Raw genomic sequence first — 13680 nt, 5'->3', positions numbered from 1 at the left:
GCAGGCCGGAGGCCGTCGTTTGCAACGGGATTTGGAGGGGCTGGCGCCTCGTGGCCGGCCGGTGCAGGCCCGTTTTTGAAAGGAATGCGGGCGGCTGGCAACGGGTGCTTGGAATATTTGGTTGAAAATGAAGAAAATTGTTGCGGGGCGGAGACTTTAACCTTGAGGTGCGGAAAGGGATGGGGCAGAATCAGCCCACTATGGATTTAGTTCAGCGAGAAATCTCTAAAGAAACGGTGACTCCGTATTTCATCGAGTATTTCGGTCAGGAGCCGACTCACGTGGCTGCGGCGCCGGGGCGTGTGAACCTCATCGGTGAGCACACGGATTATAATAATGGCTTTGTGATGCCCATGGCTCTTGATAACCACTGTGTTGTGGCTGTGGCTCCCTCCCCCGTGGGCAAGCACCGCTTCTGCGGCTCCCTGGGCGACCAGATCCATGAAATTGCGGTGGAGGACGCCCTGGTTCCCGGCGATCCGTTCTGGTCCAACTACGTCCGCGGCGTTCTGGCCAACCTGCACAGGCGCGGCGTAGAAATCGGTCCGGTGGACATGCTGATTGACAGCAACGTGCCCCGCGGCGGCGGCCTTTCCTCCAGCGCCGCTCTTGAAGTTTCCGTCTGCACGGCGCTTGCCGCTTTCGCCGGGGTTGAAATTGATCCCAAGGAAGTGGCCTTGATCGGCCAGGCCGTGGAACATGAATTCGTGAACGTTCCCTGCGGCATCATGGACCAGTTTATTTCCGCCAACGGAAAGAAGGGCATGGCCCTCAAGCTGGACTGCGCCACGCTGGAATATGAACTGGTGCCGATGAACAACGAGTCCGTCTCCGTGCTGGTGCTGGACAGCGCCGTGAAACACTCCCTGGCGGACGGAGCCTACGGCCAGCGCCGCAAGCAGTGCGAGGAAGCCTCCGCCATCATGGGCGTGCCCTCCCTGCGGGAAGCCACGCTGGAGCTGCTGGAATCCTTCAAGGAACAGCTTGGCGACGTGCGCTACCGCCGCGCCCGCCACGTCATTGGTGAAAACGCCCGCGTAAACGCCTTTGCGAACGCCCTTGCCCGCGGCGACTGGGATGAAGCCGGCGTAGCCATGCGCGGCAGCCACGCCTCCCTGCGTGACGATTATGAAGTTTCCTGCGCGGAAGTGGATACCCTGGTTTCCCTCTGCGACCGCATTCCTTCCGCATCCTCCATTTACGGCGCGCGCATGACGGGCGGCGGCTTCGGCGGGTGCATCGTGGCCCTGGTGAAGACGGAAGACGTGGACAAGGTGGCCCGCGAGCTTCTGGACGGCTACTGCCAGGAAACGGGCATTGAAACCACTTACCTTGTGACCTGTGCCGGAGAAGGCGCCCGTGTCCTGTACCAAGCTTAATCCATACTGATTATGAGAACACTAGCAACCATATTCGGGGCTCTGGCCCTGATGACGTGGGGCGTTTCCGCCCAGGAGGGCTCCGTGCCCGCACCGGCGGCTGATGCGCAGCCCGCCCTGGCCGCTCCGGCCGTGACCCCCGCTGCGGAAGCACAGCCGGCTGCGGAACTTCAGCCGGCGGCCTCCGCCGCCGTTGCCTCCCAGGCAGCTCCGGAAGCCTCCGCTGAACCCAAGACAGCCCCCCTTTCCATAACGGAAGTCATCCTGTTCTGTGTGGTTGTGGTGGGCGTAATCGCCCTGGGCATCTGGAAAAGCCGTGATCCTGAGGAAACGGAGGAAGAAAAGAAGACCAAAGGCGCTTCAGACTACTTCCTGGCCGGCCGCGGCCTGACCTGGTGGCTGGTGGGTTTCTCCCTGATCGCCGCCAACATTTCCACGGAACAGTTTGTGGGGATGTCCGGCAAGGCCGCCAACTGGGTTGGCATGGCGATCGCCGGGTATGAATGGCTGGCCGCCATCACGCTGGTAGTCGTGGCCTTCTGCTTCCTTCCCAAGCTGCTGAAGGGCGGTGTATACACCATTCCCGAATTCCTGGAATACCGCTATAATACGCTGGCGCGTTCCCTGATGGCCATTGCTACGCTGCTGATTCTGGTGGGCGTGCCGACTGCGGGCGTGATTTACGCCGGCGCCAAGGTTATCTCCGTGTTCTTTACGGGGTACACTGCCATGGGCATTGACTTCGGCAACATCACCGTGGGCTGCATCATCATTGCCTTCTGTGCTACGGTATACGTGTTCGTGGGCGGTTTGAAAGCCTGCGCCTGGACGGACCTGTTCTGGGGCGCCGCCCTGATTGTAGGCGGCGGCGTGGTGGCATATTTTGCCCTGATGGCGCTGAGCGGTGCGGACCCGAACCATCTGGTGCAGTCTGCCGCCGCCAATTCCGGCGCAACGGTCGCTTCCCTGGGAAATCCCTCGGACAGCCTCTGGCACGGGGTGACGCGCTTCTTTGAACTCAACTCCGGCGATGCGGCCAGCGGCGTGAATACCGTGGGCGGCAAGCTCCACATGATCCGCCCTGCTGACGATGCGGAAATCCCGTGGACGGCCCTTTGCCTGGGTCTCTGGATTCCCAACTTCTTCTACTGGGGCCTGAACCAGTACATCATGCAGCGTACGCTGGCTTCCAAGTCCCTGGCGGAAGGCCAGATGGGCATCGTGTTCGCCGCGTTCCTCAAGCTCATCATTCCGTTTGTGGTGGTAGTGCCTGGCATTCTGGCCTACAACCTGTACCGCAATGACCTGAAGGAACAGGCCGAAGTGAAGTACGCGGCGGAAATCCGCAACGCGGAAGACCCCGCCAAGGTCCAGGGCCGTCCCGTCATCTACAAGCTTACGGACAGCTTCCTGGTGGAAAACGTGGAAGAAGGCTGCGCCCACGCCCTGCATAACGCGGAGGTGATGAAGGTTGGCGGCGAGGTCATGGCCGAATTGAAACAGGCCTGCGCCGATCTGAAGGCGGATGCCGCCAATGACCAGACTACTCTGGCGGAACGCGCTCCGTTCGTGGAAAAGATCGCCTCGCTTAACAGCAAGATCATCAAGCCGGCCGTAGACAACTCGGACAACTATTATCTGACGGATACCCTGGTGGGCTTTGACTATGACTCCGCCTTCGGCACGCTGATCAGGAAGCTGCTGCCCGGCACGGGCTGGACGTGGTTTGTGCTTGCCGCACTCTTCGGCGCGGTGGTGTCTTCCCTGGCGTCCATGCTGAACTCCGCCTCCACCATCTTTACGATGGACATTTACAACAAGCTTCGCAGGAACGCGAAGCCCACGGAGCTTGTTACTGTTGGCAAGATCGGCCTGCTGGTGTGCGCCGTGATTGCGCTGTGCATTGCGCCGTTCCTGGACAGCCCTGCTTTCGGAGGAATCTTCAACTTCATCCAGGAATTCCAGGGCTTCCTGAGTCCTGGTGCCCTGTGCGTGTTCCTCTTCGGCTTCTTCGTGCCCAAGTGCCCGCGCATCTTCGGCTGGCTGGGTATTGTCATCAATGCCCTCCTGTACGGAGCCTTGAAGATATGGCAGCCGGAAATGGCCTTCCTGAACCGCATGGCCGTGTGCTTTATTACGGTGGTGATCATCGGCTTCATCTTCACGGCAGTGAACGTCGCCCGCGGCGGACAGTCCATCGTGCTGCCCGATAGAGGCGTGGTGGCCCTCCAGTCCTCTTCACGCGCCAAGATATTCGGCTGGTTCGTGATTGCCGCGACGGTTGCCCTGTACATCATCTTCTGGTGACGGACAGGGGCGTTAAGCCTGTGTTTTTCAATCCCTCCGGTCCAGGCCGGGGGGATTTTTTGTGCCCGGAAAGGAGGATGAACCTGCCCTGAAGCCCTTGGAGCGGAAAAGGATGTCAAAACGGATGACAAATGCTTTCTTGTTGTATCTAAACGAATTGCGTGTGAAATTGAAAAAATGGGACTTTTTTTTCATCTATCGTGTGAACCTGGGAGGCGGGTTCGAGTCAAATCCCTTGTTGATCGTCAATCAAAGGAAAGACGTCAACAGGATATAAGCAAACGGAAAAACTCCATCTCTGTTGATGATATGAAAATGCGTTTATGTATAATGTCGCTCCTTGCTCTCCTGTGCTCCGCACCGGGATGGGGGAAAACGACAATGGTTTCGTTCGGCGAAAGTTCGAACACCTATTCCGCTCCGTGGAATTTGGCAAGCGGTACAATGACAAGTGGCAACCGCACGACCGGCAATTCCATGAAAGCTACGGACGGTACGGCGTCCGCGATTCAGGTTACGTATAACATCTCCGGCGGTCTGCTCGGAGGAGTGCAGGCTACCAACAGCAACATGTACGGTACGCACACGATCGGGACCGGCGGCCTGAACATGTGGAAGCAGGCTTACGGCTATGACCTGGATGCCGCCAAGACCACCCGCGGGTGGAATGAGACCCTGGTTCTTGGGGTGGGAGGCCTCGTCGCCCCCGGTGACGTTAGCGTCACCGGATTTCAGGCCAATAGTTCCTATACGATGTCTTCCGTGTTCACCATAAGCGGCTTGGCAAATGTGGCCACGTGGGGAACGAACAGCCCCGTGAACCTGACCGGTACTGGTATCAACGTCAAGAATATCTATCTGGCCGGCTCCAACGGGCAGGTAGTGGATCTGCTTCACATCAGCGGCGGTAGCCTGGCTACCCTGCTTTCCAGCGGTACGTTCATGCTGACCTGGCAGTTTGAAACCAATTCTTCTTTCAATCCCAGCTCTTCGGTCACGATGGACTTCTCCGACAGCCTGCTTTCCCTGGCCGGCGACTACGGAATGTCCGCCCTGGCAGTCAGGGACGGAATGCCGAGCCTGGCTGTTCCGGAACCGGCCACGGCTTCCCTCAGCCTTTTTGGACTGGCGGCCCTGCTGATGCGCCGCCGCCGTTCCCGCTAAACCTGTCCCGGTAAAAAATAACTCATGGTTTAAAGGCAGCCGGTGAAGCACCCGGCTGCCTTTTATTCATCTTCCAGAAGCATGCTGCGGAGGGAGTCGAAAAAGTTTCCGGACTCCTCTTCCGTCGCTTCCGCATTCATGAGATCCTCCCATTTGGAATAATCCATCAGGTGGGGAGGAATTTCACTCAGGAAAGAGGAACGCTGGCAGGGCATGCGGTCCCCGTAGCGCAGGCGCGTGGCGCAATAGGTCAGCATGAGTTTTTCCTGGGCGCGCGTGATGCCCACGTAAAGCAGGCGGCGTTCTTCGTCACAGTTGCCGTCTTCCAGGGAACGCTTGTGGGGCAGGATGCCTTCTTCCAGTCCCACGAGGTACACCACCGGGAATTCCAGCCCCTTGGCGGCGTGCATGGTAATCAGGCACACGCCGGGCTTGTTCTCCACGTCGTCGTCATTGTCCTCCTTGTCCAGAGTGACCTGGGCCAGATAGTCCCGGAGGGTTTTTCCGGGCTGCCAGAAGTTGCGGAGGGAGGCTTTCACGTCCCCGATGGATACCAGCCGCTTCTGGATTTCTGCCTCCGTCTTGCACAGGCGCGTGACGTACTCGCTGAATCCGGTTTCTTCAATGAGCTGTTCCAGGGCGTCTCCAAAATCGGTCTCCTTATCCTGGAAAAGGTCGATGTATCTGGCAATCAGGTCGTTGAACTCCAGCACGCTGTTGCGGGCGCGGGTGGAGAGTGTGGCCAGGAATTCGTCGTCCTGCAGGGCGGCCCATACGCTGTTGCCGTGTTCCCGGCTCCAGTCGATGGCCAGGTGACTGGTCAGCTCGCTGATGCCGCGCGGGGGCGTATTGAGGATGCGCAGCAGGTATTCGTCAGCCTGCGGGTTTTCAATGGTCGCCAGGTAGGAAATGAGGTCCTTCACCTCCTTGCGGTCAAAGAAGCTCTGCGCCCCCACCATGCGGTAGGGAATCTTGTGCTCCCGGAGCGTCTGTTCAATAATGCGGCTCTGGGTGTTGGCCCGGAACAGGATGGCGAAATCCTCCCAGGGGCGCTCCTCCTGCCTGCGGACGTTTTCAATGTCCGTGATGATGAACTCCGCTTCCTCCGCGTCTCCGGGCATGGAAATCAGCCTCACTGCTTCTCCGCCGCCCTTGTGGGCGCGCAGCGTCTTGTCCCTCCGGCCCAGGTTGTGGCGGATCAGGGCGTTGGCCGCGTCCAGGATGGGGGCGGTGCAGCGGTAATTCTCCTCCAGCTTGATGACGGCGGGGTTCGGGAAAAAGCGTTCGAACTCCAGGATGTTGCTGATCTGGGCGCCGCGCCAGCCGTAGATGGACTGGTCGTCGTCGCCCACCACGCAGACGTTGTGCGCGGGACCCACCAAGTGTCCCAGCAGGCTCATCTGGAGGCTGTTGGTATCCTGGAACTCATCCACGGTGATATAGCGGAAGCGCTGCTGCCACGCCTCCCTGACGTCCCGGTGCTCCTTCAGCAGCTTGTCCGCCAGAATCAGCAGGTCGTCAAAATCCACGGAATTCTGCGCCTGAAGCTCCCGCTGGTAGGAGGCGGCGATGTTGGCCGTCAGGTTGTCTTCAATGGAATCCAGGCCCAGGCCGCTATTCTTCATCCGGCTCATGGCGGACAGCACGTCCTTGGGGGTGATTTTTTCCGTGATGCCGCCGTGGCGTACGATCAGGCGCCGGATCAGTCCGCTCTGCTCGGAACCGCTGTAAATGGTGAAATTGGTCTTGTACCCCAGCCGGCCTATGTCCTCCCGCAGGATGCGCACGCAGAGGGAGTGGAAGGTGCTCACCATGATCTGGCGGGCCGCCTTCCGTTCCACCATCTGGCCTACGCGCTCCCTCATTTCCAGGGCGGCCTTGTTCGTGAACGTCACGGCCAGGATGCTTTTGGGGCTGATGCCGCGGTCCACCATGTGGGCGATGCGGCAGGTGACGGTGCGCGTCTTGCCCGTTCCGGCCCCGGCCAGGATCAGCACGGGCCCCTGCAGGGTCTGTACGGCCTTCCTCTGGGCCGCGTTCAGGCTCTCCATGGAAAAGGACTTGGCCATTTACACGTCAAAATGGATGTCTTTCAAATTCGGGTGGCCGGCGATGAGCTGGGAGATGTTCATGCGCGTACTTCCTTCAAGCTGGACGTTCGTCACCAGCAGGCCGCCGCTTCCGCAGGCGATCAGCAGCCCCTGTTCTCCGGCGGAAAGCACCTGGCCCGGTTTCCCTTCCGCCTCCGGAACGATGGAGAAGCCGGGGAAGATTTTCATGTTGCGGATACGCTTCTTGCGGTTCCAGTAATTGGTGAAGGTGCCGGGCCACGGGTCATACGCCCGGATCATGCGTCCGATTTCCTCTGCGGGGCGCGTCCAGTCAATCTTTCCGTCCGCACGCAGGAGCTTGGGAGCGTACGTCGCCAGGAATTCCTTCTGAGGGACGCGTGTGGCGGTTCCCTTTTCAATGGCGTGGATGGCTGGGAGCAATACGTCCGGCGTCATCTGGGCCAGCTTGTCGTGCAGGGAGCCGCCGGTTTCCGTGCCTTCCAGCGGGGTGCTGATCTGGGCGATGATGTCCCCGGCGTCCAGCTTTTTGACGATGTGCATGATGGTGATTCCCGTCTCGGAATCGCCGGACTTGATGGCGGACTGGATGCAGGCCGCTCCGCGGTGGCGCGGCAGCAGGGAGGCATGGGCGTTGATGCAGCCCATGGGCGCCATGTCAATCACTTCCTGGCTCAGAATCTGCCCGTACGCCATGACCGCGATCAGGTCCGGATTCAGCCTTTTAAGGTTGATCAGCGCATCCGGAGTCCGCAGGGAGTGCGGCTGGAGCACGGGAATGCCCGCTTCTCTGGCAATGTTCTTGATAGCGGGAGCCGTAAGCACCTGGTGCCTGCCGACGGGGCGGTCAGGCTGCGTGACCAGGCCTACCAGGTCCGAGTTACGGACCAGGCTGCGGAAGGCGGGAATGGCAATGTCGCCTGTGCCCATGAAGACGATGCGCATGGCTGAAAGCTTGCCCTGACGGCCTGCGCAGGTCAATGTTAAATCCGGATTCGGGAGGGGAATAATGGTGTGCAAATGCTGTTTTGCGGTCCTTTTCCGTCCGCGGGCCGCAGGGGCCTTTCGGCCCTTGCAGACAAAACCTCTTCGATTCATTCCGGATTGGATCCAATGATGAAGGCCGGGAGGCCTTCATTCCCGGCAGGGCGTTTTCACGCAGTCCGCGGGAAGGTGTTTTTCCGTGTTTCCCGCTGGCTGCCCCGCCGGGAACAAGGCTCTTCCGGCCCCTGCCGTCAAGGCAGGCGCTGCGCCGGATCTGCCGGAAGAAGCTCTGCGGGCGTGCCCGTCTTCCTGCAAGAAGTTCTTTCCGATTGACTGGAATACTGGTATATCCTGTCCCATGGAGAAGAGAAGGCTGCCGCGAATTCTGATCGTGACTGCGGGATACGGGGAAGGGCACAATTCCGCCGCCAGGGGTGTGCGGGATGCCCTCGCAGGGCGCGCGGAAGTCCGCGTGACGGACCTGTGCGCGGAGGCGATGCCCCGGATGTTCCGCCTGACGCGCGCCGCCTACCTGTGGATTATTTCCCGCCTGCCCCGCCTCTGGAAGCTGATGTACGAGGTGAGCGACAAGCGCAACCTGGCGGAAAAACCCGTCAAGGGGCTCGCTCCCGTGGAGCGTTTTCTGGAACGGCTGCTGCGGGATTGGAAGCCGGACGCCGTGGTCTGCACGTACATGGTGTATCCCTACATGCTGGATTCCCTGGCGGCCCGCACGGGGAACGCGGTGCCGTACTTGACCGTTGTGACGGATTCCTTCGTCATCAATAAGTCCTGGCTGTGTTCGGAGTCCCCCCTGTGGGCCGTGACGGACCCCTGGACGCGGGAAATCATGGTGGAGAAGGGGCTTCCTCCGGACAGGGTGCGCGTCACGGGATTCCCCGTCAATCCCGGCCTGGGGGCGCTGGCGCGGGAGCGCCCCGTTTCCTGGAAGGCGGGCGAGCCGTTCCGGGTGCTTTATTTTGCCCAGCGTTCCGCACGGCATGCGCGCGCGGAGCTGGAGGCCATGCTGGAGGCGGACCCCTCCATACGCGTCACCTGCATCCTGGGCCGCCGGTTCAGGCGCATTTACCCCCATATCCGGGATTTGCGCGCCAGATACGGGCATAGGCTGGCCGTGCGCGGCTGGACGCGCCGCGTGCCCTTCTATCTCGCCGCCAGCCATGTGGTGGTTGGGAAAGCGGGAGGGGCCACCGTGCACGAGGTGCTGGCGTCTGCACGGCCCATGCTGGTAAACTTTCTTCTTCCGGGCCAGGAGGAGGGCAACGCCCGCCTGCTGGAAAAACTGGGCGGCGGCCGCCATGTGCCGGACGCCCGTGCCCTGGCTGCCGCCTTGCGGGAGATGGTTGAGGAAGGCGGTGCGCCGTGGAGGCGCATGCATGAAAATTTGGTGAAGGCGGAGATGACCGGGGGAAGCGGCAAGATAGCGGATTTGGTCTTGAAACTGGCGGAGGAACGTACTAACTGATTTCCGTGACTTATCTGCTGATCGACAATTCCAATACGCGCACCAAGTTCGTGCTTTCCACGCCGGACGCCCTGCTGCCGGAACGGTACATGATTCCCACCCGGGAGGTGAGCGAGGAACGGCTGGATGAAGTGCTGGCCGGCGTCCATTACGATGCCGCCGTGGTGTGCTCCGTAGTGCCGCGCGTGGGGGAGGTGCTGAAAAACTGGATAGGCAAGCCGTGCCATTTCCTTTCCTGCGATTCCCGGCTGGGCGTGGGCATCGACTACCCCCACCCGCGCCAGATAGGAGCCGACAGGCTGGCGAACGCCGTGGGCGCCGCGGCCTATTACGGCTGCCCGTGCGTCGTGGTGGACTTCGGCACTGCGGTGACCTTTGACGTGATCGGCCCCCAATGCACCTATCTGGGCGGCGTCATTGCTCCAGGGCTTGCCAGCATGGGGGATTACCTGGAGCGCAATACCGCCCTTCTTCCCGCCATCGACCCGCAGGAGCCCGCCCATGCCATTGGAACCAGCACGGTGGAGGCCATGCAGTCCGGCGCCGTGTACGGCTACCGGGGGCTGGTGAAGGAAATCCTGGCCCGGCTGGAGGAGGAGCTGGGCACGCGCCCGGCCGTGGTGGCTACGGGCGGGGACGCCGCGCTGATCGCCAGGGGCGTGGAGCGCATCGACCATGTGGACCCGGATATTACGCTGAACGGTTTGCGGATAGCTGCCGTGCTTAATCTTTGAAGAACGGGCAACGGCCTGGCCGGGAGCTTGTTACTTCCGGCGAGGGGGCCGGATGACACGTAAAAACTCATAAATAGGTGTTGCAAATTGCGTATACCCCATGTAGTATCCATGAACCTTAACAATAAATATCATGTCTGACAACAGCATCGAAGAAAAAGTAAGAAGTATCATCGTTGAGCAACTTGGCGTTGAATCCGATAAAGTGACTGCTGATGCGAAATTCATCGAGGATCTCGGTGCTGATTCGCTGGATACCGTTGAACTCGTGATGGCTTTCGAAGAAAACTTTGACATCGAAGTACCCGACGAAGAAGCTGAAAAGCTTCAGTCCGTTGCCGATGTCGTTGCTTACATCGAAAAGGTTCAGGGTTAAGTTGAACTGCTAAAAATCCTTTATTACAAAAGCGGCTTCCCTGTCCAAGGCAAGGAAGCCGCTTTTTCATGGAAAGCTCCCGGCTTCTTCTTCCATGAGTGATCTGCCCTCCTTCTCCCGTGACGATATCCGCTATGCGGCGGAAATGACCCGGGTGGTTTATGAACCGGACCGCCGCATTGATACCTTTGGCGATACCAGGTTCAATTTCCTTCTCCTCAGCGAGCTGATGGATGAAGCGGGCGTGGTGCGCGTGCGCAGCGGCTGGGTGGAGGCGGAAAAGCCGAAGATCATACGCCCTTCCGTTTACAATGAAGTCAGTACGGAGGGCTTTTCCGGAGAGGCCAAGCGCTTCTTTGACTGGCTTTCCAAGAACGGACCGGGCTTTTTGACGCTGCTGGAATACGGCTTCAGGTTCAAGAGGTCGGAAGTGAATGAGGAAATTCTGCATGAACCCCTTGATGCCGTGCGCGGCCGTCTGCTGGACCAGGTGCGCAACGGAGAGGATACGTTCATGGCCCTCATTGAAGGGGTGGATGACGCATGGGAGGTCTCCCTCTTGAAATTCACCGTGGAAATGATACAAAAATCCCATGAGATCAATATCTTTGACTTCAAGCGCAAGGGTCTTCTTTAGCCTTCTGGCGGCGGCCTGCTGCGCCCAGGGAGTTTTTGCGGACGGGGAGAACTATTCCCTCTGGCCGCGCCGTCCGGAAGCCCTGGCGGAAGCCCGGCGCCTGATGGACCGGGGGAGCCTGCCGCAGGCTCTGGAGCTGTTGCAGCCCCTGGTGGAGCAGGGCGGCGTGGTGGGGAGGGAAGCGAAGGATCTCATCGGCAGCCTGCGCATCCGGCAATTGCTGGACCCCAACGGGCCGGATGTGAAGAAATACACCGTACGGAGAGGGGATTCCTGGATACGCATGGTCAGGAAGCTGGACTGCTCCCAGGCCATGGTGATGCACCTCAACGGCCTGATGGACATTCCCGTTCTGCATGCGGGGGATGTGCTCAAGTACCGTCCCCTGGATTTTCATGTAGTGGTGAACGTGCCGGAGAAGGAAGTCTGCCTGTACGACGGGACGAATTTTGTGAAGGGCTATCCCATTCTCTCCATGAAGGACGGAGGAAAAAAGAATTTGGAGACGTCCGTCAAGGACGAGCAGGCCCCTGTTTCCATTTACAGCAAGCAGTTTCCCTCTGCGGACAAAACGCTGGTGCTGGCGGCGGGGGGCTATGTCATTGACGTTTCCCGCGGAGCTCCCCGTTCACCGGGCTTTTATTTGAGCCGGCAGGACTGCAATGAGCTGGCCATGCTGACCCGTGCGGGCACGAAGGTGACCATTCTGAGGGAGAAGGGAGCGGCGCAGTGAGGCTGGTCATTCAACGCGTCACGGAGGCTGCCGTGCACATCGGCGGCGTCTGTGCGGGAAGCACGGGTCCGGGACTGATGATTCTGGCGGGCATTGAAGAGGCGGATACGGAAGAGGATGTGCGCTGGCTTGCCAAAAAGGCGGCGGACATGCGTATTTTTTCCGATGCGGAGGGGAAGATGAATCTTTCCGTGAAGGAAATGGGGGGGAGTGCCCTGGTGGTGAGCCAGTTTACGCTGCACGCCTCCACCAGGAAGGGCAACAGGCCCTCCTTCATCCGCGCCGCAAGGCCGGAGCAGGCCGTTCCCCTGTATGAACTGTTCAAGAGGGAACTGGCGTCCTTGCTGGAAGGCAGGGTGGAAAGCGGCGAATTCGGCGCGGATATGCAGGTTTCCCTGGTCAACGACGGTCCGGTGACCATTTTCATGGATTCCCGTAACAGGGAGTGACGGGAGGGGTGAGAGTGGAGAGTGGAGAGTGGAGAGTGGAGAGTGGAGAGTGGAGAGTGGAGAGTGGAGCGGCCTTGCGGAATGGGGACTGCCTCCATTCGGAAGTGACAGGGCCAATAAAGGGAAGCCGTACCGCTTTTGCGTTTGGCGCGTATAAGGCGCGCTGTGACCAGCCATGAATACTTGAAAAGGGTTGAAATTGGTTGAGGAAGCTTGAAAATACAGGCTTCCGCTCCGGAATGGAAGGGCCACGGGGCAATTGAAGAAATAAATGCCTGAAAGGGGCCGTCTTGAATAATTGAAAGGGGCATTTGTCCCATTGGGGACACTTCACCCTTTTCTTTCCCCTTCCTGATCTTTTCAGCCATTTAAGGGCCTATTCTTCCGTCCATTTATGGTTGGTTGCAGCGCCGTCTTGCGGAAAGCGGGAATGCTTCACTTGCCCCGGTTTCTGTCTGTTGCGCAGGTTTGCGGCGTTTCCCGGAGCAATAAAAAACTCCCGGCGGGCACGAGCGCCGCCGGGAGTTCTGATTAACGTTTTGAAAAGGGGGCCCGCCTTAGTAGGCGAGGCCTTCCTTGGTGTTGGCCACGATAAAGTCGCGGTTGAGGCGGGCAATGTTGTCCACGCTGATGCCCTTCGGGCAGGCGGCTTCACATTCATACTGGTTCGTACAGTTGCCGAAGCCTTCCGCTTCCATCTGCTTCATCATGGCCAGGACGCGCTTGGTGCGTTCCGGCTGGCCCTGCGGGAGCAGATTGAGGTGGGCGATCTTGGCGGACGTGAACAGCATGGCAGAGGCGTTTTTGCAGGAGGCCACGCAGGCGCCGCAGCCGATGCAGGCGGCGGCATCAAAGGCGGCTTCCGCCTTCACTTTTTCCACGGCGATGTTGTTGGCATTCGGCGCGGAGCCGGTGCGCACGTCGATGTAGCCGCCGGAGGCGATAATGCGGTCCAGGGCGGAGCGGTCCACCATCAGGTCCCGCAGGATCGGGAAGGCTTTCGCGCGGAAGGGTTCGATCCAGACGGTATCGCCGTCCTTGAACTTGCGCATGTGAAGCTGGCAGGTGGTTACCTGGCGTTCCGGGCCGTGGGGAATGCCGTTGATGGTCAGGGAGCACATGCCGCAGATGCCTTCCCGGCAGTCGTGGTCAAAGTGGATGGGTTCCTTGCCTTCCTTGACCAGGCCTTCATTGACGATGTCCAGCATTTCCAGGAAGGAGGCGTCCACCGGAATGTCCTTGGCGGCATAGGTCTCAATGCGGCCCTTGGCTTCCCGGTTTTCCTGGCGCCAGACCTTGAGAGTGAGATTGAGTGTTTTAGCCATGTTATAATCTTTCTTTTAAGTGTTAATGTATTGGCTA

12 protein-coding genes are annotated in these 13680 nt (G+C 59.7%); 9 read left to right on the top strand and 3 right to left on the bottom strand.

Translation table 11 applies throughout. The annotated features are described in order from the left end of the window. The first annotated feature begins 236 nt into the window (after nucleotides 1-236). From galK to M8N44_RS09260, 3 genes are all read left to right on the top strand, one after another. Entirely contained in the window at nucleotides 237-1379 is a 1143-nt protein-coding gene (gene galK, locus M8N44_RS09270; RefSeq protein ID WP_180975215.1) for a galactokinase, read from the top strand. 12 nt (nucleotides 1380-1391) lie between these two features. Next, on the top strand, nucleotides 1392-3686 hold the full coding sequence (locus M8N44_RS09265; RefSeq protein ID WP_218957691.1) for a sodium:solute symporter family transporter: 2295 nt from the start codon (nucleotides 1392-1394) through the stop codon (nucleotides 3684-3686). Between the two features lie 444 nt (nucleotides 3687-4130). After that, nucleotides 4131-4850, top strand: coding sequence for a PEP-CTERM sorting domain-containing protein (locus M8N44_RS09260; RefSeq protein ID WP_022396898.1), 720 nt, complete (start codon nucleotides 4131-4133; stop codon nucleotides 4848-4850). Nucleotides 4851-4912: 62 nt separating this feature from the next. Here the strand turns inward: M8N44_RS09260 and M8N44_RS09255 are convergent, their stop codons facing one another. Beyond that, a complete protein-coding gene (locus M8N44_RS09255) occupies nucleotides 4913-6919 on the bottom strand; it encodes an ATP-dependent helicase (protein WP_022396897.1) in 2007 nt (668 codons plus the stop codon). After that, nucleotides 6920-7939: a methionyl-tRNA formyltransferase gene (fmt, locus tag M8N44_RS09250; protein ID WP_240454377.1), complete on the bottom strand. Its 1020-nt coding sequence runs from the start codon at nucleotides 7937-7939 to the stop codon at nucleotides 6920-6922. It abuts the gene before it with no gap. A 322-nt stretch (nucleotides 7940-8261) separates the two neighbouring features. Here fmt and M8N44_RS09245 point away from each other — a divergent pair, with 322 nt between their 5' ends. The 6 genes from M8N44_RS09245 (at nucleotide 8262) to dtd (ending at nucleotide 12318) form a co-directional block, all read left to right on the top strand. Next, complete coding sequence (locus M8N44_RS09245; protein WP_102728606.1) at nucleotides 8262-9389, top strand: MGDG synthase family glycosyltransferase; 1128 nt, start codon at nucleotides 8262-8264, stop codon at nucleotides 9387-9389. 5 nt (nucleotides 9390-9394) lie between these two features. Further along, nucleotides 9395-10123 carry a type III pantothenate kinase gene (locus M8N44_RS09240; RefSeq protein WP_022396894.1) on the top strand — a complete coding sequence of 243 codons (729 nt, stop codon included), beginning with the start codon at nucleotides 9395-9397 and terminating at the stop codon, nucleotides 10121-10123. Between the two features lie 133 nt (nucleotides 10124-10256). Continuing rightward, complete coding sequence (locus tag M8N44_RS09235) at nucleotides 10257-10499, top strand: acyl carrier protein (RefSeq protein WP_022396893.1); 243 nt, start codon at nucleotides 10257-10259, stop codon at nucleotides 10497-10499. A 94-nt stretch (nucleotides 10500-10593) separates the two neighbouring features. Next, on the top strand, nucleotides 10594-11136 hold the full coding sequence (locus tag M8N44_RS09230) for a hypothetical protein (RefSeq protein WP_022396892.1): 543 nt from the start codon (nucleotides 10594-10596) through the stop codon (nucleotides 11134-11136). After that, nucleotides 11108-11869: a LysM peptidoglycan-binding domain-containing protein gene (locus M8N44_RS09225; protein ID WP_102721137.1), complete on the top strand. Its 762-nt coding sequence runs from the start codon at nucleotides 11108-11110 to the stop codon at nucleotides 11867-11869. The genes M8N44_RS09230 and M8N44_RS09225 overlap by 29 nt, the downstream gene beginning before the upstream one ends. Next, nucleotides 11866-12318, top strand: a complete 453-nt coding sequence (gene dtd / locus M8N44_RS09220; RefSeq protein ID WP_102728607.1) for a D-aminoacyl-tRNA deacylase — start codon at nucleotides 11866-11868, stop codon at nucleotides 12316-12318. The genes M8N44_RS09225 and dtd overlap by 4 nt, the downstream gene beginning before the upstream one ends. 557 nt (nucleotides 12319-12875) lie before the next feature. Here the strand turns inward: dtd and M8N44_RS09215 are convergent. Next, complete coding sequence (locus M8N44_RS09215) at nucleotides 12876-13643, bottom strand: succinate dehydrogenase/fumarate reductase iron-sulfur subunit (protein WP_102721138.1); 768 nt, start codon at nucleotides 13641-13643, stop codon at nucleotides 12876-12878. Between the last annotated feature and the right edge of the window lie 37 nt (nucleotides 13644-13680).

Source organism: Akkermansia massiliensis (assembly GCF_023516715.1).
Classification (GTDB): Bacteria; Verrucomicrobiota; Verrucomicrobiia; order Verrucomicrobiales; family Akkermansiaceae; genus Akkermansia; species Akkermansia massiliensis.
This window is presented reverse-complemented; position numbering and strand designations above follow the sequence as displayed.